The sequence below is a fragment of the Marinobacter salarius genome, assembly GCF_032922745.1.
GTDB lineage: Bacteria > Pseudomonadota > Gammaproteobacteria > Pseudomonadales > Oleiphilaceae > Marinobacter.
Genome location: NZ_CP136693.1, coordinates 334008 through 354130, shown reverse-complemented (window position 1 = coordinate 354130; position 20123 = coordinate 334008). Strand labels below are relative to the sequence as shown.

Annotated in this window: 16 protein-coding genes; 14 read left to right on the top strand and 2 right to left on the bottom strand. The window is 59.2% G+C overall.

Going from position 1 to position 20123, the window contains the following annotated elements; translation table 11 throughout:
- The first annotated feature begins 7 nt into the window (after positions 1-7).
- The 13 genes from R1T46_RS01650 to R1T46_RS01590 all read left to right on the top strand — a co-directional run bounded on the left by R1T46_RS01650 (position 8) and on the right by R1T46_RS01590 (position 17518).
- Entirely contained in the window at positions 8-1384 is a 1377-nt protein-coding gene (locus tag R1T46_RS01650) for a hypothetical protein (RefSeq protein ID WP_317307110.1), read from the top strand.
- A gap of 5 nt (positions 1385-1389) precedes the next feature.
- A complete protein-coding gene (locus R1T46_RS01645) occupies positions 1390-2823 on the top strand; it encodes an alginate export family protein (RefSeq protein WP_317307109.1) in 1434 nt (477 codons plus the stop codon).
- Between the two features lie 9 nt (positions 2824-2832).
- The gene (locus R1T46_RS01640; protein WP_127402275.1) at positions 2833-4425 is read left to right on the top strand and encodes a right-handed parallel beta-helix repeat-containing protein; all 1593 of its coding nucleotides are present in this window, start codon (positions 2833-2835) and stop codon (positions 4423-4425) included.
- A 1-nt stretch (position 4426) separates the two neighbouring features.
- Entirely contained in the window at positions 4427-5845 is a 1419-nt protein-coding gene (locus R1T46_RS01635) for an MBOAT family O-acyltransferase (protein WP_199447734.1), read from the top strand.
- Positions 5846-5856: 11 nt separating this feature from the next.
- Positions 5857-7008 (top strand): alginate O-acetyltransferase, encoded by a 1152-nt coding sequence (locus R1T46_RS01630; RefSeq protein ID WP_051946519.1) that lies wholly within the window; start codon positions 5857-5859, stop codon positions 7006-7008.
- A gap of 11 nt (positions 7009-7019) precedes the next feature.
- Entirely contained in the window at positions 7020-7673 is a 654-nt protein-coding gene (locus tag R1T46_RS01625; protein ID WP_041334419.1) for an alginate O-acetyltransferase AlgF, read from the top strand.
- Entirely contained in the window at positions 7670-9094 is a 1425-nt protein-coding gene (locus R1T46_RS01620; RefSeq protein ID WP_317307108.1) for an alginate O-acetyltransferase AlgX-related protein, read from the top strand. The genes R1T46_RS01625 and R1T46_RS01620 overlap by 4 nt, the downstream gene beginning before the upstream one ends.
- 33 nt (positions 9095-9127) lie before the next feature.
- Positions 9128-10312 (top strand): alginate lyase family protein, encoded by a 1185-nt coding sequence (locus R1T46_RS01615; protein ID WP_157665625.1) that lies wholly within the window; start codon positions 9128-9130, stop codon positions 10310-10312.
- Positions 10313-10393: 81 nt separating this feature from the next.
- Entirely contained in the window at positions 10394-11857 is a 1464-nt protein-coding gene (locus R1T46_RS01610; protein ID WP_036202691.1) for a mannose-1-phosphate guanylyltransferase/mannose-6-phosphate isomerase, read from the top strand.
- A gap of 84 nt (positions 11858-11941) precedes the next feature.
- A complete protein-coding gene (locus R1T46_RS01605; protein ID WP_317307107.1) occupies positions 11942-13327 on the top strand; it encodes a phosphomannomutase in 1386 nt (461 codons plus the stop codon).
- Positions 13328-13381: 54 nt separating this feature from the next.
- Positions 13382-15010: an acyl-CoA synthetase gene (locus R1T46_RS01600; RefSeq protein WP_317307106.1), complete on the top strand. Its 1629-nt coding sequence runs from the start codon at positions 13382-13384 to the stop codon at positions 15008-15010.
- 158 nt (positions 15011-15168) lie between these two features.
- Positions 15169-16320 carry an acyl-CoA dehydrogenase family protein gene (locus tag R1T46_RS01595; protein WP_199447726.1) on the top strand — a complete coding sequence of 384 codons (1152 nt, stop codon included), beginning with the start codon at positions 15169-15171 and terminating at the stop codon, positions 16318-16320.
- Positions 16321-16336: 16 nt separating this feature from the next.
- A complete protein-coding gene (locus tag R1T46_RS01590) occupies positions 16337-17518 on the top strand; it encodes a thiolase family protein (RefSeq protein WP_127402267.1) in 1182 nt (393 codons plus the stop codon).
- A 15-nt stretch (positions 17519-17533) separates the two neighbouring features.
- Here R1T46_RS01590 and R1T46_RS01585 read toward each other — a convergent pair whose 3' ends face one another.
- Together R1T46_RS01585 and R1T46_RS01580 are read right to left on the bottom strand one after the other, a co-directional pair.
- The gene (locus R1T46_RS01585) at positions 17534-18538 is read right to left on the bottom strand and encodes an AraC family transcriptional regulator (protein ID WP_041334426.1); all 1005 of its coding nucleotides are present in this window, start codon (positions 18536-18538) and stop codon (positions 17534-17536) included.
- 103 nt (positions 18539-18641) lie between these two features.
- Positions 18642-19061 carry a DUF4864 domain-containing protein gene (locus tag R1T46_RS01580; protein ID WP_317307105.1) on the bottom strand — a complete coding sequence of 140 codons (420 nt, stop codon included), beginning with the start codon at positions 19059-19061 and terminating at the stop codon, positions 18642-18644.
- Between the two features lie 173 nt (positions 19062-19234).
- Between R1T46_RS01580 and R1T46_RS01575 the strand changes: the two genes are divergently transcribed.
- Positions 19235-20122, top strand: coding sequence for a chemotaxis protein (locus tag R1T46_RS01575; protein ID WP_317307104.1), 888 nt, complete (start codon positions 19235-19237; stop codon positions 20120-20122).
- The last annotated feature ends 1 nt before the right edge of the window (position 20123 follow it).

The window sequence follows — 20123 nt, the reverse complement described above, 5'->3', positions numbered from 1 at the left end:
GCGGAGCATGAAGCGAGTAGCGTGCATTGCCGGTCTGTTCACTCTGGTGCTGTCTGGTTGCGGCAACCTGCCCGACATTCAGCGGGCTGAGAACGCTGCTGCCGAAGGTGACGTTCAGGAGGCCCGGGCGCAGTTGGAAAAGCTGGCGAAGTTTGGCCTGGCGGACGCCCAGGTGGAGCTGGGGGATCTTTATGGTGCGCAGGACACACCGGAAGCACGCCAGAAGGCGCTGGATTGGTACAGGAAGGCCGCGGAGCAGGGTAGTGAACGAGCTGCTATCCGGATAGGCAAGATGAATGCGCGGGAAGGGGAAACCCCGGAGCAGCGGGCCAATGGCGCCCGTTACCTGCGCAAAGCGCTTGCGGAAGGTGATAAGACGGCGTTGATCCCGTTGATCAACCTGTACATCCATTTTCCCCGGGAGTTCCCCAACGGCAAACCGCTTGAGCTGATTCAGCAGGCCCGCGCCGCCGGAGATCCGAAAGGCGACGTGGCGCTGGCCCGTTACTACCTGCTGACCGGCCAGTTCGAGAATCATACGGACGAGATTGAAGGCCTGTGTGCGCCCATTGCCGAGGCCCAGCCCGAATGCTTCCAACTGCTCGCCAGAGTGTATCTGGTTGACGGCCGGAGTGAGGATCTGAAGGCACTTGTTGACCGGGCCAAGCAGGCCTGGGAGCAGGGCAGTATTGAAGATCGCGATCTGTACCTGTTCGCGCGGTGGTTGTCGGACGACGAAACCCCGCAAAAACAGGTGGCTGCCACCAACGAACTCTACCAGATGTTGACGCCCGACTACGTGCCCGCCCTGACGGCGCGCGCCAAGTTGATCATGGAGAACAACTACCTCGCTGAACCGGAGGTCGTTATCGAGATGCTTCGGGAGGCGCGAGCCAACGGTGACCTGAAGGCGTCGCTGTCACTGGCCCGGGCCTATGAGCGAGGCCGCATTGTGCCGACCGATCCGAAGAAGGCGATCGAGTACGCCATGGAAGCGCGTGAAAAATACCCCTCGGCGGAATACCTGCTCGGGCGCATCTACAAGCGTGGCTATCTCGGGGAGCCAGATCCCGAAAAGGCCAAGCAGCATCTTCTGACGGCGGCACGCCGAGGCTTTCCAAAGGCGGATTACGCCCTTGCCGAGCTTTACTGGGAAGCAAAAGGCATCGAGGTGAACCGTGTTTATGCCTGGAGTTTCGCGTTGCTGGCAGTGGAGGGCGGCGTTGAGCGTGCCAAAGAACTGATGGTGGATATGGTTCTGTCGCTACCAGAACACACCGAAAAGAGAGCTGAGGCCCTGTACAGGCAGGAACGTGCCGCGCGGCGACAGATGATCGCCGGAGGCACTTCAGGCCCGGCAACGACCACAAAACAAGGAGGATAAGCTCAATGCAGCTTATAACGAACTATCGATTAACTCGCCTCGCACTCTCTGTCAGTTGCCTGGCATCACTCGGCGTAGCGCCCGCTGTAGCTCAGTCTACAGACGAGGCGAACCAGAGTTATCCGCGGCTGGTTGAACAGAACATAAAGTCCAAGCTCAGTTTTATCAGCGAAGGCGACCGGCGCCTTGGACTGGGCTCCAATGGCGAGACCAAATCCAACGAAGCCGGCCTCGACATCAAGCCCGAGTGGGTCTGGCAATTGTCACCTCACTGGCGCTCAAAACTGCGCCTGCAGGCGTTTGGCGCAACCGGTCAGGTAGACGTCAGCGACGAAATCGGCGGCACCACGACCGATGGCTTTTTTGCGCTCCGTGAGGCCTGGCTGGATTACAACGGCCTGAGTGACTATCCCGGCGAGTCGATTCGCTTTGGCCGTGAGCGGCTTAAGGAAAACAGCGGTATATGGTGGGACGACGACATTACCCTCACACGCTGGATCTTCAATACATCGCTGCTTGACGCCACGGTGGGTGTTGCCCAGAAGTTCGCTGAGTTGCGAACCGACACCAACGAACTTCAGGGTTATGAGCAAGACATCGCTCGCATGTTTGTCCACACGCGCTGGCAATGGCGGAAAGGGCACTATCTGGGTTTTCTGGCCACGCATGGGCAGGGTTATGGCAGTCAGGCTGACGAGTATGCGGCGCGAGGGCAGACCCTGGATGACAGCTTTACCGATTCGCTGACCTGGACGGCCATCCAGGCGGACCGAAGTTATTTCGATTGGCACTCCCACGATGCGTTTCAGTATTTCGCATCGGTTGCGGCAGTGAATGGTACGGACACTGTGATCGGTACAGACCCCAGTGCGCCCAGTGGCTTCAGTGATCGTGAACGCGATGTCTCCGGTTGGGCGGCGGACCTGGGCGCGCGTGCCCAACTGCTGGATACGCCCCGCTGGGTTGTCGGTGCTCACGGTGCCGTTGCGTCCGGTGGCGGTGGGCCGGGCGAAAGTGACGCCTTCCGGCAAACCAGCCTGGAAAGCAACCGCTCACGGTTTACCGGCACCCGTTCCCAGGTTCAGCGTTTTGGCGAGGCCATTCAGCCCGAATGGACCAACTTAAAGGTGTTCACGCTCTATACTGCGCTATCTGACCGCGACACCTGGGACGCCAACCTGCTGTATCACCGTTACTGGCTGAGTGATGAAAACGGCACCGTGCGCTCCGACCTGGTCGAGCCCGGTTTTACCGGCAGCAGTGACGATCTCGGGCAGTCGGTGGACCTGGTGCTGGGCTACTACGGCGACAGTGCTTCAACGTCCTGGGCGGCGTTTGATGTGCGTTTCCGTGGCGGCGTTTTCATGCCGGGTGATGCCTATGGTGACGATGCTGATGCCAGGCATCGGGTGGTTGTGGATGTTTCGAAGCGGTTCTGAGGAGAGCTCATGATAGCCCGAGAAAGCATGTGGGTCCTGAGCCTGCTGATCACCACACTGACACTGCCTGTGCAGGGTGTCGCCGCAGGCAATGCTGGCGCTGGCAGAACGGCGACCCCACCGCCGGCGATTGCGCCCCTGATGGAAGACTACGACATCGAGATAAAGCCCGGTGAGGAACTGTACTTGCCGGAGCCGGAACTGCCCGATGTGTCGGCTTATAGCCGTGACGCCATCGAGGCAAAGCTTGCCGGTCGGCAGGATTCCGCGCCGAATGTAACGGTGGAACGTATGGGCGGGGTCAGTGCACTGGGGGATTTCGTGGACGAAGGGCGGGCGCGCGAGTGGGTGATCCGTCAGTTTTCACACCCCCAGGCGATTATGGTTAACAGCGGGAAGGTGACGCTGGAGGATGTCTATCGGCAGGTGAATGATCGTCGCTACATGGAACAGGTCGGCGATGGTACTTACATCATTCGTTTGCCGCTGGCGGTCAAACAAGAGGCCACCCTGGTTCTGCGCGACGAGACTCTGCGGCTGTCGGAGGAGCGTGGTTCGTTTATTGCCAACGACGGCTGGTTGTTTGCCATTGACAGCAAGATTATTGGGTGGCGCGAGGAGGCCAATGGCCCGGCCACGTTCCAGAAGAAAGGCAACTTCCGCCCGTTCTATGTGGGCTGGGGCGGTAGCGAGAACTTTATTCTCGGCACCACCATGGCAAATCTGGGTTATCTCCAGAGTAAATCCTACGGCTTCACGGTGGCCCAGTATTCCGAGTACGACAACGCCCGCCTGCAGCGCAGCGCGCCCCATGCCTGGCTGGTGGAATCCACCTTCGAGGATCTCTACTACGGGTTCTACTGCTATGAGGCGGAAGACGTTGCCATCGTCGATAACGTCTATCGCAATAACGTTGTTTACGGCATCGACCCTCATGACTACTCCAGCCGACTGCTGATTGCCAACAACGAGGTTTATGGCACCCGTGAGAAGCACGGCATCATCATCTCCCGCGAGGTAAATAACAGCTGGATTGTTGGCAACCGTAGCTATGACAACGGGCTATCCGGCATCGTGCTGGACCGCCAGAGCAGCAACAACGTGGTGGCCAATAACGTTTCCTATGACAACCAGGGTGACGGAATCGGGCTCTACGAGTCGCCGGACAACCTGCTCTGGGGCAACCGGTTGATGAACAATCTGCGCAATGGCATCCGGGTCAGAAACAGCAGCAATGTGAATGTCTACCACAACGTTGCGGTGCTCAACGGTACCTGGGGTATTTATGGCCAGTTGAAAGACCTGTCCGCCACCGACCGTAATTTCAAAGAAGACTTCTACTCCTACGAGGTGTCGATGAACGTGGTGGGCGGCGAACTAGCCTCCAACGCCAGCGGTCCCCTGTCGACCGACAACCCTGCTTACATCGCAATTTATGACGTTGGAATGCGATTCCCCAGGTCAGACGTGGGGATCCACTTCGAGGGTGTGCTTGGCAAATACCAGATGCAGATTTTTGACGCACTACGGAACCAGGGGCGTGCAGTATTCATAGAGCCCAAGGCTGTGGTGTCGGGCCAGGTTACGCAGGCGGAGAACTGACATGGTTTTTTCATCCAATATCTTCCTGTTTCTGTTCCTGCCCGCCTTTCTGGGGTTGTATTACCTGACACCGTTCAGGCACCGCTCACTGGTTATCCTGATCGGCAGCTACGCCTTCTATGCCTGGTGGCGGGTGGATTTCCTGTTGCTGTTCGTGGCCGTGACCTTCTGGAACTATTTCATCGGTCTGGCAATACACCGCGCCGGCATTGGCACCGCGAATGCCCGCAAGTGGGTTGCCATTGGTGTTGGTGGTGACCTGGCGACGCTCGGCTACTTCAAGTACGCCAACTTTGGTGTCGACAGCTTGAACAACCTGCTGGTCAGCGCCGGCAGTCAGCCGCTGGAACTGGCGAATATCATCCTGCCCATCGGCATTTCCTTCTACATCTTCCAGGCCATTTCCTACGTGGTGGATGTCTATCGAGGGGATACGGAACCGACCCGGCGGTTTATTGATTTCGCGGCTTTCATTGCGTTGTTCCCCCAGCTTATTGCCGGGCCGGTGCTGCGTTACAAGGACCTGGCGGATCAGTTCACCTACCGCACCCATACCATGGAAAAGTTCGGTGAGGGCGCGTTCAGGTTCATGCAGGGCTTCATCAAGAAAGTCTTTATCGCCGACTCGATAGCGCCGCTGGCGGACAGTGCCTTTGCGTTGTCTGACCCCAGTACGGCGGATGCCTGGCTGGGCATCCTGGCGTACACCGCGCAGTTGTACTTCGACTTTTCCGGCTACTCCGATATGGCCATCGGCCTGGGTCTGATGATGGGCTTCCGGTTTAATGAGAACTTCAACCAGCCCTACATCAGCCAGAGCATTACCGAGTTCTGGCGTCGTTGGCACATCAGCCTGTCCACCTGGCTGCGGGATTACCTGTACATCCCCCTGGGCGGCAACCGCAACAGTACTGTCAAAACCTATCGCAACCTGCTGCTCACCATGTTGCTCGGTGGCCTCTGGCACGGCGCCAACTGGACGTTCCTGTTGTGGGGTGCCTGGCACGGTCTGTTGCTGTCAGTGGAAAGGGCGCTGGGTGTGTCGGGCAGCCCGTCCGGGTTCCGGTTTTTCCGGTGGGCGCTGACCTTCCTGTTCGTGATGCTGGGCTGGGTCACCTTCAGGGCCAGCACGCTCACCGAGGCCTTCGGCTTCTACGGTGCGATGTTCAGTTTCGACGGTGCCGGCCTGAGTGATGTCTTTGTCCAGGGCATCCGGGACCTGAATCTGGCGATCCTGGTGTTGGCTTTCGCAGTGATCGCGATGATGGGGCTGAAGGATCGGCTCGGGCATCGCGACGTTGGCCCTATCCTGTCCGGCTGGCGGTCCGCCGCTGCGCCGTTGCTGGTTCCGGTGTTTGCGCTCGCCGTGTTGAAACTGTCCGCTGAGAGTTTCTCACCGTTCCTGTACTTCCAGTTCTGAGGGTGGATTTGATGACTAAAACGTCTGCACGAATCACAGCTGTTCTCTTCATCGCGCTGGTTCTGGGGCTGGGTGTGCTGTCCTTGCGGCCCTTGCTGGGCTATCAGGCTGAAACGGGGCTGAGCCCGGTCAACGGTGAGTTGGCCCGCAACCTGGAGAGCCATTACGACGATCAGTTCCCGGCGAAGGATCTGGGAACCAATCTCTGGGCCGCGATCAACTACACGCTCTTTGACGAGGGCCGGAAAGGCGTTGTCGTGGGACAAGACGAGTGGCTGTTTACCGATGAGGAAATCTACCCGGCCAGCCGTGACGGCGAGGTGGTCGATCGCAACCTGAGTCGTGTACAGCGCGTCGCCGACTATCTGTTGGCCGAGGGCGTTCCGCTGGTTGTGCTGGTGGTGCCCGCCAAGGCCCGAATCCATTCGGACATGCTGGGCAGTACGAAGCCCGAACCGACGATGATGTCACTGTACGACCGGTTCCAGCAGTCACTGGCGACAGCGGGCATTCCCGCGCCGGAGCTGAAACCGTTGTTGGAGCAGGCGACACGTCATGGAGAATCGGTGTTCCTGAGAACTGACACCCACTGGTCGCCGAACGGCGCAAACCTCTACGCGAAAGGCGCTGCCGAGTTCATCCGCGATCGCTTCAATGGCCTGTCCTGGGGCGAGCAGAGCTTTGTGACATCCATTGGCCAACCGGTCCAGCACCGTGGTGACCTGCTCAATTACATTCCAGTGGAGCCAGCGTTTACCGACTTCGGTCCTGCACCTGACCAACTGGAACCGAGAACGACGCGCGCCCAGAACGACGGCCATGCGAACGCCAGCGCCCTGTTTGGCGATGACGTCACCAACACCGTTCTGGTTGGCACAAGTTACAGCGCCAATGAACAGTGGGATTTCCCCGGCGCCTTGCGAAAGCACCTGGGGCAGGACCTGATCAACGTGGCCGAAGAAGGCGACGGCCCTATCGTACCAATGATCGATTACCTGAACTCTTCCGATTTCCGGGATCAACCGCCGCAATTGGTGATCTGGGAATTTCCCGAGCGTTACCTGGCACAGCCACTGGAGTCCGAACAGGCCCAGGCTTGGTTCCGCCGGGCTGATAACACGCTGACCGCGCAAGCGGATAGCCGTTCTGAAACCAACCCCTGAGGATGATGAAAATGAGAGCACTGATGCATACCGCTTTTTTTGCCCTGATCAGCAGTTTGCTGGTCTCCATGAACATGGCCCAGGCCGGCGAGGACGCGCTTTATGCCGCAGAGGCACCGGACGGGGCGGCCTTCATTCGCGTGGTGAACGCGGATGCCAGCGGCGCCATTGCTCGCGCCTCTGTGGGCGACAAGGTGATCAAGGAAGTATCGCCGTTGGAGGCGAGCCCCTACATTTACCTTTCTGAGGGTAACTATCAGGTGGACGTTGCCGGTCAGAAGACGTCCGTCAACATGAAAAAGAACGAGTTCTACACCGTGGTTGTACTGGATTCCGGTGAGATGAAAGTGATGAAGGATGTCGCCTTCGACAACCCTCGCAAGGCACTGCTTTCATTCTACAACCTGACCAGCAATAGCGGGGTCACTCTGAAGACGTCCGACGGCAAGGTAGCCGTGATTGATGCAGTGGGCTCCCTTGATGTGGCCAATCGCGAAATCAACGCCGTCAGCATTGCGCTGGGCGCTTTCCAAAGCAACAAGGCGCTGGCAACCACCAGTGAAGTCAATCTGCAGCGCGGCAAGGTATTCAGCGTATTTGCCATCGACGTTGGTGGCGAGCCGAGGCTGGTTGTCGCTGAAAACCGAGTGGATACATCGGTATGAAGCAGGTGTTCAGAGGCCGTGGATTATGGGCGCTGGTTGCGCTCGGGCTGCTCAGCGTCGCGGGTGTAAAGGCCAGCGCCGCCGAGCTGCCCGAGTACAACATCGAACGCTGTTGTGACCTGTGCCCACTCACGGCATACCCATCCAGCTACGACACCGGTTATCTGAAGAACTTCAAGATGCTGGTTCAGGGCAAAGACGGCTGGCTGTTCCGTTCGGAAGCGGAACTGGTTGAGCAGTTCGGGCCGAACCTGGAAGGCCTGAAACACCTGAAGCGCTTTGCCAGGCACCTGAAGCAAACCACCGGTACCGAATTGGTGATGGTGTTTCAGCCGACAAAAGGCCTGGTTCATCCCAATCATCTGCCCGCGACATCGCCGGTGCCGTTCAGCTGGAACGTGGCCCGTAAAAATTACGCTGACGCGTTGATGCGTTTTCGCCAGGCAGGGCTGGTGGTTCCAGACCTGACGCCCCTTCTGGACGAAGAGACACGTGAAGACGCCTTCTTCTTTAAGCGGGATCACCACTGGACACCTTATGGTGCCCGGCGGACCGCGGAGGTCGTGGCGGAGCGAGTCAAGGACATGCCGGCCTATCAGTCGCTGTCGCAGCAGGAATTCGTGACTCGTCGGTCCGGGTTGATCCGAAAGGACGGGTCGCTTCAGGACGCGGTTAAACGGATATGCGGTTTCGAGTACGGCTCGCAGTACGTGGACGAGTTTCGCACCGAGTCCTCCGGTACCGGCCAATCCGCTGAAGCCAGCGCCCTGTTTGGCGACCAGGACTTGCCCCCCATCACCCTGGTGGGCACCAGTAACAGTAAGGGTGCCCAGGACTACAACTTTGTCGGGGCGCTGCAGGAGTTTCTGGGTGTCGAGGTGCTCAACGTGGCGGTTGCCGGCGGTAGCTACGACGGCTCCATGTTCGAATACCTGCTTTCCGACAACTTCCGGGAGTCGCCACCCAAGATCATGATCTGGGAGGTGCCCGGTTACCACAACCTCGACAGTGCGGAGTTCTATCGGCAGGTCACACCGATGATCAGTGGCGCCTGTGAGAGCCAGGAGCCGGTGCTGCAGAAAACCACGCCGGTCAAGGCCGGCACCACCGAAGTGCTCTATAACGGCGGCGGGCAGTTCATCGAAATGCCCAGCAACGAATACGTCGTCGACCTGCAGTTCAGTGACCCGGGGGTGAAAGAGGTTGATGCCTTCATCTGGTACGTGTTCGGGCGCAAGGACCGCGTGGATATGGAGTACGGCGATCGGGTTGAAACCCCTGGCCGGTTTGTCTTCGAGCTCCCGGAAGGGCCGAACTGGAACGATGAAATGTTCATGTCGCTGGACCTCGCGCTGAAACCGGAGCAGGTCTCGGAAGGCTTAACGGTAACCACGAAAATCTGTCGCCGTCAGGACATCTGACGCACATTCATCCAACGCATAGAGAGGATGGTTATGCGAATCCAACAACGCTCTGAACATCGACAATGGGGCCGGGTGCTGCTGTCTGCGGCGATAACCGCCGTCTTTGGTGTGAGTAGCGTTCACGCCGGGCAGTGCCTGAACGGACAACTGCGTGCTCCGGTGGGCTATTACCAGACGCCGGAAGACAAGGATGGCGGTGACTACGACTGCGAGCGGGTGGAGCCGCACGTCGGCTCGCTGTCGCTGACCAGTAAGTACAAGGGCAGTGACAGCGCTCGCAACAATCTGAACAAGCAGGCCTATGAAGAGTACAAGAAGGCCACCAGCAACGTGCGTGATTTCGAGAAGGCTGTTATCGCTGCCGCCGATGACTACCAGGTTGATGGCGATGGCCCCGAAGCGCTGGATTGCGTATTGGACAACCTCGACGCGTGGGCGTCATCGGATGCCCTGTTGACGGATGACATCAATCACGTCGGTCAGGCGGTACGCAAATGGGCACTGGCAGCCGCTGCGAACGCCTATCTCAGGATGTGGACGTCGGCGCCGGAGGCCGCCATGGACCTGGAGCGGGCGCGCCGAATTGAAGACTGGTTTCTGCGCTTGAGTGATGGGGTCCGTGATTACTACACGGATCGAAAAGCCAAGAAGGTCAACAACCATGATTACTGGGCCGCCTGGGCCGTGATGTCGGCATCGGTGGCAACCCAGGACTGCGACGACTGGAACTGGTCGCTGGCCAAGTTCGATGAAGCCATGGGTCAGATCAATGAGGACGGTTACCTGCCCAAGGAACTCAGCCGGGAAACCCGGGCCTTGGAATACATGAACTACGCCATGCAGCCCCTGACCATGATCGCGCTGTTTGCCGAGGTTAATGGCAACTCTGTTTACGAGCGTTACCAGGACCAGTTTACGAAAATGGCCGGAAATGTCGTCGCGGGGCTGGATGATCCGGAACGAATTGAAGACATCACCGGAGACGAGCAGATTGTCGACGGGCTTTATAAGGCCTGGTCCCTGGCCTGGATGGAACCCTGGCAGGCCGCCTGGGGACCTGTTGAGGGAATGCCCGCCTTTTTGGATGAACTTCGGCCGATGAAATCCACCCGTCTGGGTGGCGATATTTCCTATCTGTACGGCATTAACCCGCTGTGGCCCGAGGGCGCGCAGCCGGATCCACCCAGCAACATCACCCTAAGTAAACGGTTCTAACGGGCCCTGGTTCAAGGGTCCAGATTAATACGCCAACGGACGTCCCTGTGGTACGTCTTTGTAGAGCAAAGGAGCAGAACGATGATTCCAGTCATACTCTCAGGTGGTAACGGTTCACGGCTTTGGCCCCTCTCGCGCCAGGCCTATCCCAAGCAGTTCCTCCCATTGGTGGGGGAACAAAGTATGTTGCAGGAAACTCTGTGCCGGCTGCCGGTCGACGACGCCGAGTCGCCGGTTGTGGTGGCCAACGATGAGCACCGCTTTATTGTCAAAGAGCAGTTGGAGGCCATAGGCCGTCAACCGTTGTCGATACTGCTGGAGCCGTTTGGCCGCAACACCGCCCCGGCGGTCGCGATGGCCGCTATCGAAGTGGCGCGAAAAGATCCCAAAGCCATCATGCTGGTGTTGCCCGCGGATCATGCCATTGAAAATGTCGAGGCGTTCCAGCGGGCTGTTGCCCAGGGGCAGGAAGCCGCCAGGTCCGGAGGGTTGGTGCTGTTTGGTATTACGCCAACCCGGCCGGAGACTGGCTACGGCTATATCGCTGCCGGCCAGTCCGGAGAGGCGCCCGGCGCTGCCCGGCCGGTGTCCCGCTTTATCGAGAAGCCGGACGCCGAAAAAGCCGCCGCGCTGCTGTCTGCCGGTGGTTACTACTGGAACAGCGGCATGTTCATGTTCCGGGCCGACAGCTACCTGGCGGAGCTGAAGAAACACAGCCCGGACATTTACGACACCTGTCTTCTGGCCGCCCGAAGCCTCGAGCGCGACATGGATTTCACCCGTATTCCCGCCGAGATATTCGAGCATTGCCCGGACGATTCCATTGACTACGCAGTGATGGAGAAAACATCGAAAGCCTTGTTGGTGCCGATGGATGCAGGCTGGAGCGACGTTGGCTCCTGGTCCACGATCTGGGATGTGACCGACAAGGACGAGAACGCCAATGCCATCCTGGGTGATGCCTGCCTGGAAGACAGTAACAACTGCCTGGTGCACACCTCGGACAAGCTGGTGGCCATGTTGGGCGTGAAAGACCTGGTGGTGGTCGACACCAAAGATGCGTTGATGGTTGCCCACAAGGACAAGGTGCAGGACGTCAAGAAACTGGTGAAGCGGCTGAACGGTGACCAGCGCTCGGAAACCCGCACGCACAGGCAGGTGTATCGCCCGTGGGGCAGCTACGACAGCATCGACATGGGCAACCGTTTTCAGGTGAAGCGCATAAGCGTCAAGCCGGGCGAGAAGCTGTCGTTGCAGAAGCACCATCACCGGGCTGAGCACTGGATCATCGTCAAGGGTACTGCCGAAGTGACCCGTGACGAGGAAACGTTCCTGCTGTCCGAGAACCAGTCCACCTACATACCTATCGGCGCGGTACACCGGCTGTTCAATCCCGGCCGCATTCCCCTGGAGCTGATTGAAGTCCAGTCCGGCGCCTACCTTGGCGAGGATGACATTGAACGCCTGGACGACCGGTACGGTCGCGCGGCGCCCACCCCGGACGTGGAGGAAGAGCAGATTCCGGTGATGTCGGAAAAGGTATAGGGCCAACGCGGCCCGCTCTGCAAAACCGCCAGGGGCAGCAGGGCGGGCCGCGCCATTGATCGAAGGTTAGACGGAGAAACAGCTATGGACGTGTCCTGTTTTAAGGCTTATGACCTGCGCGGTCGGGTCCCCGACCAGTTGAATCCCGAGCTGGCAGAGCGAATCGGGCGTGCTTACGTGGAGCTGACAAGTGCCCGCCGGGTTGTGGTGGGGTATGACATCCGGTTATCGAGCCCGGAGATTGCAGAAGCTTTGACCACCGGGCTCAGGGCGGCGGGGGCAGATGTCTATGACATCGGTCTTTGCGGTACCGAGCAGATCTATTTTGCCACCAGCCATTACAGTATGGATGGCGGCATTATGGTGACGGCCAGCCACAACCCCAAGGACCACAATGGTATGAAGCTGGTCGGCCGCGACTCGCGCCCCATCAGCTCGGATAACGGCCTGAATACCATCCGCGACAGGGTCTCCCAGCCGTTTATGGATGCCGCCATCCCCGGGCGCCTGGAGAGCCTGTCTGTGGAGGCCGACTATATCCATCACTTGCTGGGATACATCGATGGCACCACGATTACCCCACTGAAGGTGGTGGTTAACGCGGGCAATGGCGGTGCGGGCCCGGTCATCGACGCGTTATCACGATGGCTGCCCTTTGATTTCGTACGGCTGCATCATGAACCCGACGGGCACTTCCCGAACGGGGTTCCCAATCCCCTGCTGGAGGAAAACCGGGCAGTCACCGCCGAGGCGGTCCTGCGCGAAGGGGCCGACATGGGGATCGCCTGGGACGGCGACTACGACCGTTGCTTCTTCTTCGACGAAAATGGCCGGTTTATCGAAGGTTATTACATCGTCGGCCTGTTGGCGGACCAGTTCCTGCGGAAGGTAAACGGCGGCAAGATCATTCACGACCCGCGGTTGACCTGGAACACCCAGGAGTTGGTCCGAAAGGCTGGCGGAACACCTATCGAAAGCAAAACCGGACACGCGTTCATCAAACAGCGCATGCGCGAGGAAGATGCCCTGTATGGGGGGGAAATGAGTGCCCACCACTACTTCCGGGACTTCGCCTACTGCGACAGCGGCATGATTCCATGGCTGCTGGTTGCCGAACGCCTGTGCCAGACCGGGCAGCCGCTATCGTCGCTGATCGACGCCCGCATTGATGCTTTTCCCGCCAGTGGGGAGATTAACCGTACGGTGGATGATCCGGCCCGGTTGCTCGCGGTGATCGAGGAGATCTATGGTGCCGATGCGGTGTCTGTGGGACACGTTGATGGCCTGAGTGTTGAGTTTGAGCGCTGGCGGTTCAATCTCCGGATGTCGAACACGGAGCCGCTGGTGCGGCTGAATGTGGAGTCACGGGGGGACATTGCCCTGATGAAGGAAAAGACCTCTGAGCTGCTGGCGGAAATGGCGCGGCTGGATCAGCCGGATACCCGTCGAACGGCTGTGGGGGCTCGCTGAAACGTCGGCTGTGCCCTATAGTCAGGTGTTGGATAACAACACCAGGAGACCAGTATGAACTCCATCTTCGACAAGGGATTAGAGCCGACCGCCGCCAATAACGCCACACTGACACCGCTGGATTTCCTGGCCCGCACGGCCAGCGTGTACCCGGAATACCCGGCGGTGATTCATGGTGCCACACGCCGCAACTGGCAGCAGACCTACGAGCGTTGTCGCCGCCTGGCGTCCGCGCTGGCTGACAAAGGTGTCGGCAAGGGCGACACCGTTGCTGCCATGCTTCCAAACATTCCGCCCATGCTGGAGTGTCATTTTGGCATCCCCATGTTGGGGGCAGTACTCAATGCCCTGAACACCCGCCTGGATGCCAAAGCCATCGCCTTCATGCTGGAGCACGGCGAGGCGAAAGTGCTGATTGCCGACCGGGAGTTTGGCGACGTCATCAACGAAGCCGTCGGCATGCTCGACAACCCGCCACAGGTGATTGACGTCAACGACCCCGAATTCAGTGGTGCCGGAACCCAGGTGAGCGATCTGGATTACAACGCTTTCGTGGCCAGCGGCGACCCGGCCTTTGACTGGCAAATGCCGGAAAATGAATGGGATGCGATTTCGCTGTGCTATACCTCCGGCACCACTGGTAACCCGAAAGGCGTGGTGTATCACCATCGCGGTGCCTACGAGAACGCCATGGGCAACCAGGCGGTGTGGTCCATGGGTATGCATCCGGTGTACCTGTGGACACTGCCGATGTTCCACTGCAACGGCTGGTGTTTCCCCTGGACCATTACTGCCTTTGCCGGCACTCATGTGTGCCTGCGTAAGGTAGAGCCAGAGAAAATCCTGCAGCTGATCAGCGAACACAAAGTCAGCCACATGTGCGGTGCGCCTATCGTACTGAACACCTTGCTGGGCGCTTCGGACGCCGCAAAATCCAGCTTCAGCCATACGGTTCAGGCAATGACCGCAGGTGCGGCACCCCCGGCAAAAGTCATCGAGGCCATCGAAAACATGGGCTTTCGCGTCACCCACGTTTACGGGCTTACCGAGGTATACGGGCCGGTCACCGTATGCGCCTGGAAGTCCGAGTGGGACGACCTGCCAGTGGAAGACCGGGCCAAAATCAAGGCACGACAGGGCGTTCGCTACCATACCCTGGCCGGCATGATGGTGGGTGACCCGGAAACCATGGAAGCGGTGCCGAAAGACGGCAACACCATCGGCGAGATCTTCCTGCGCGGCAACACAGTAATGAAGGGTTACCTGAAAAACCCCAAAGCCACGGAAGAAGCTTTCCGCGGCGGCTGGTTCCACACCGGGGACCTGGCCGTCTGGCATGAGGATGGCTACGCGGAGATCAAGGACCGCCTGAAAGACATCATCATTTCCGGCGGCGAGAACATCTCCACCATTGAGGTGGAGGACATACTCTACCGCCATCCCGACATCCTCGAGGCCGCCGTGGTGGCAAGGCCGGACGAAAAGTGGGGCGAAACACCCTGCGCCTTCGTGACCCTCAAGCCCGAAGCAGGGGACGTCAGCGAAGACGACATCATCGCCTTCTGCCGGGAGCGACTGGCGAAGTTCAAAGTGCCCAAGACCATTGTGTTCAGCGAACTGCCGAAAACCTCCACCGGCAAGATCCAGAAGTTCGTGCTGCGGGACGACGCCAAAAACCTCTGACCGCGCGTTATAAACCCCGGAGCTGCCAGCGATGCAGTCCCGGGGTGCTATTTTTTATCAAATTTCCTGCCCGGTTATGTCATGGCGCTCAGACCGTGACTGCGACAGACTGACCGTTATCCAATCAAGGCCACACTAATCACCGACGGGAGACACCCATGACCAGCGCTGTTGATAAAGAAGAACTCGACATGTTCCGGGAGTCCGTCATCAAGGCCCTGGAAACCGAAGTAACGCCCCACTACGAAGAATGGGAACACTCCGGCATCGTGCCCCGGGAACTCTGGAACACCCTGGGCAACGCCGGCATGCTGTGCGTGGACGTACCCGAAGACTGGGGCGGCTGTGGCGCGCCCTTCCTGTACTCCGCTGTCGTGGGCGAAGAAATGGCCCGCATGGGCTTCGGCGCCCTGTCCACCAACGTCATGGTGCACTCCGACATCGTCGCCCCGTACCTCAGCCATATCGGCAACGAAGAACAGCGCCAGTACTGGTTGCCGAAAATGGTCTCCGGCGAAGCCGTGGGCGCCATCGCCATGACCGAACCCGGCGCCGGCAGCGATCTCCAGGCCATCCGCACCAGCGCGGTGAAAGACGGGGACGACTACATCCTCAACGGCTCCAAAACCTTCATCACCAACGGCCAACACGCCGACATGGTCATCGTCGCTGCCAAAACCGACCCCAAAGCCGGTGCCCGTGGCATCAGCCTGTTCCTGGTCGACACCTCGTTGCCCGGTTACAGCAAAGGCCGCAACCTCGACAAAATCGGCCAGCACTCCGGCGACACCTCGGAACTCTTCTTCTCCGACATGCGCATCCCCGCCTCCGCGCTGCTGGGCGAAGAAGGCCAGGGCTTCATGTACCTGATGCGCGAACTCCCCCGCGAACGCCTCGTCATCGGCGCCCTCGGTGTTGCCGCCGCACGCGGCGCCCTGGACCTGACCATCAACTACGCCCAGGAACGGGAACTGTTCGGCCAGAAACTGGCCCAACTGCAAAACACCCGCTTCGAAATCGCCCGCATGGAAACCGACTGCCGCGTCAACCGCGCCTTCGTCGACGAGTGCATTGCGTTGTACGAAAAAGGCGAACTCGACGCGCCCACAGCTTCCATGGCCAAGTACAGCGCCACGGAAATGCAGTGCCGGGTAGCCGACGGTTGTTTGCAGTTGTTCGGCGGTTACGGTTACACCAGCGAGTATCCGATTTCGAGAGCGTTTATCGACGCCAGAGTGCAGAGAATTTACGGCGGCACTTCGGAAGTGATGAAAGAAATCATCGCACGGTCGGTTTTAGGTAAGGCTTAATCAGAGGATTGAAGACATGAATAGCAACGATGTAGTCATCGCAGGATCAGCAAGAACTCCCATGGGCGGCATGATGGGCGATCTCAGCTCCGTGCGCTCCCCGGATCTCGGCGCCATCTCCATCAAGGCCGCCATCGAAAGAAGCGGCCTGCAGCCCGCCGACATCCAGGAAGTCATCATGGGCTGCGTACTGCCCGGTGGCCTCGGCCAGGCACCCGCACGCCAGGCCTCCCGCGCCTCCGGCATCCCCGACTCCAGCGGCTGCACCACCGTCAACAAAATGTGTGGCTCCGGCATGCAAGCCGTCATCATGGCCCACGACCAGATCAAAGCCGGCACCAACAGCATCATGATCGCCGGCGGCATGGAAAACATGAGCCAGGCACCCTACCTGCTGCCAAAAGCCCGCGCCGGCATGCGCATGGGCCACGGGCAGGTCATGGACTCCATGTTCCTCGACGGCCTTGAAGACGCCTACGAAGGCGGCCTCATGGGCGTTTTCGCCCAGCGCACCGCCGACAAATACGACATCAGCCGCGAGGCCATGGACAACTTCGCCATCGCCTCCCTCGAACGCTCCCTGTCGGCCATAAAGAACGGCGGATTCTCCGACGAAATCACCCCCGTGACCGTCTCCGGCCGTGGTGGCGACACCGTGGTGGATACCGACGAACAGCCCGGCAAAGCCAAGCCCGAGAAAATTCCCCACCTCAAACCGGCCTTTGCCAAAGACGGCTCTGTCACCGCCGCCAACGCCAGCTCTATCAGCGATGGCGCCTCCGCCATGGTACTGGCCACCCGCGAAGAAGCCGAAAAACGCGGCCTCACGCCCCAGGCCCGCATCGTCGCCCACGCGACACATGCCCGCCTGCCGGCCGAGTTCACCCTTGCGCCCATCGGTGCCATCGAAAAGGTACTGAAGAAAGCCGGCTGGAGCCGCGATGACGTCGACCTGTTCGAAATCAACGAAGCGTTTGCCGTGGTTACCCTGGCCGCCATCAATGAGCTTGGGCTCGATGCCGACAAGGTCAACGTCCATGGCGGCGCCTGTGCCCTGGGGCACCCCATCGGCTCCTCAGGGTCGCGGATCATGGTCACCCTGATCAACGCCCTGAAGCAGCGCGGTCTCAAGCGCGGCGTGGCATCCCTGTGCATCGGTGGCGGGGAAGGTACCGCTGTCGCGATCGAACTGCTGTAAGCGGAGAAAGAAGAACTACTGGTCCTGCTTGCGGTAGGCCAGTGGGCTGAGCCCGGTCCAGTGCTTGAAGGCACGGGAAAAAGCGCCGGGCTCGGTAAACCCCAGCTGTGATGAGATCTCCGACACCGTCAGGTTCTGCCGCGTGAGCATAATCACCGCCTGGTCCCGCCGCAGGTTGTCCTTGATCTTCTGGTAGGAACTGCCCTCCGCCTTCAGTTTGCGCGACAGGGTGTAGGCGGTCATATGCAGCTGCCCGGCGATCTGTTCCAGCGTGGGCAGGCGATCATCGTCCACGTTTTCCAGAATCTGCCGAACCTGGGTTGTCAGGCTGTCGTCCTCATCGGTCCAGATCAGCAGGTTGCGCGGCGACTTCTCAATAAAACCATCCAGCTCCTCCGGCGTTCGCGTCACCGGCATGTCCAGATAATTGTGGCTGAAAAACAGGCTGTTGCGGTCGCGGTTAAAGAAACACTGGCAGGGGAAAACAAACCGGTACTCGTCAAAGTGTCCGGGCAAATCATGCTGGAAGGTGGCGTGGCTGAGTACGATCTTGCGTCCGATCAGCCAGCCGATTAATCGGTGCCACACCATCAGTAGCCATTCCACCAGGAAGTTGTCCGGGTCCAGTTCCGGATGGCGGTGGGTGATGCTCAGCTCCACTTCATCGCCGCGGGTGTCCAGCTCAATCACCATGTCATCGGAGAACAGCCGGTAGCAGCGAATGCTCTGGCGGATCACCTCTTCCAGGTTGCTGCTGTGCACCACCAGCGATCCCATCAGGTGGAAATGCCCCACGCGGCAGGGCTGTGTGGTACGGCCCATGAATTCATCGTCCAGCTTGCCCCACACCAGCCGGAACAGGCGGATAAACTGTTCCGTGGGCACCCGCGCCCGTGGCGAGTGGATGAACTCCGGGTCGATGCCATTATTGCGAAGCAGTTCGTCGGAATAGCCACCGGCCTTCTCCAGGCCATAAAGAACGGCCCTGGCGTAATGGGAGGAGAAGGTCAGGTTCTTCATAGAGGGTGTTCAGGCTCTGCCGGCAATCAGGTTCATGGACTGTATCTTACGAACGGACAAAGCTGAAAGACATAGGCGTCAGAAACCATTAGCCGGTCAGCGATTATATAGTGCTTGGACCCTCTTTGAGTCCGACGCCGCCGATTTTCCAGTCATCACCATTTTTGACCATATGGTAGTGGGCGATCCAGCGTTTGCCCTCCGGCCCCAATAACCGTACCACCTGAATCTGGAAACCGGGATGGGGTATGCGCTCCATGAACTCAATGGACGAGGCCCGGTGGACGGGCGCATAGGACAGCTTGACCATATCGTAGAACGACTCTACCGAGCCGGATTGTTGCTTGATGCCTTCCGAGGCATGGTCCCAGGCAGCTTGCCTGTCGTCATTGGCGAAGGCTTCAATCTGCGACAGGATCGTGTTCTGGATGGCGTCATCGATATTGTCGCCGTCGGCATGACCACCCGCGGCCATGACGGCGAAGAACAGGAATACCGATATTAGTGCAAAGGCGCGTTTCATCGAATAGCCTCCCGATGACAACAGTATAGGTGATACGCGGGAGAGGAAGCGCTGGATTCACTGGCGGCCGATACGATCTCCGAAGGGCTGCAAAATCTTACAATGTCGGTTTGGGCGGCATGTTATCTTTCGCCTGTTATACTTTTTCCAAAGCTCCTGACAGGTTTGAGGTTATGGCCGAGGGTACCAAACACCCCCAGAAACTGCTGTTGTTTTATCTGACCAATCAGAGGCCATTCGGCCTGGGCACCCTGAAAATCCGGGAAATCATGCCCTTTGTTCCGCTGACCAAGCTACCGCACAGCCATTCGGCGGTGATCGGCACCATGAGTTTCCGTGGCTCCGCCGTGCCGGTGATCGACATGGCTGCTGCCGTGGGTTACCAGCCGTTGACGGCGGAAGAACGCAAGACCGCTTCGATCATCGTGACCGATGTTCAGCGCCAGGAAATCGGGTTCCTTGTGCGCAGTGTGCGCAAAATCGTGGAGACCGAGTGGAAGAAGGTGATGCCCCCGCCGAAGAGTCTTGGCGACCGTGCCTTCATCACCGGCCTGGTGAATATCGAGGATCAGATCGTGCAGTTGCTGGACGTGGAGCTGTTGCTGGCACGGGTGTACCCGGAGTCCGTAAACCCCCGGGAAGTCACGCTGACAGACGTGCAACGGGAAACTCTGAAAGGCCTGAATATCCTGCTGGTGGACGACTCCCAGGTGGCTCGCAAACAGCTCTCGGACGCCCTGGACAGCAAGGATGTGAGCTATTTTGTCACCACCAACGGGCAGGATGCACTGGACCTGATGCTGAACGCCAACCGCGATGGAAAACCCATCAACATCCTGGTGAGCGACATCGAAATGCCCGGCCTGGACGGCTACGAGTTGACCTTCAATGTGAGGGACAGCGGCAACGCCTTGAAGCAGCCGTACATCATTCTGCATACCTCCCTGAACAGTGAAATGAGCGTGAGTTATGCCAAACAGGTGGGGGCAGACGAGGCATTGACCAAATTCGATGCCGAAGAGCTGCTGCACGCCATGCTGCGCGGGGCAGAGCAGGGGTGAG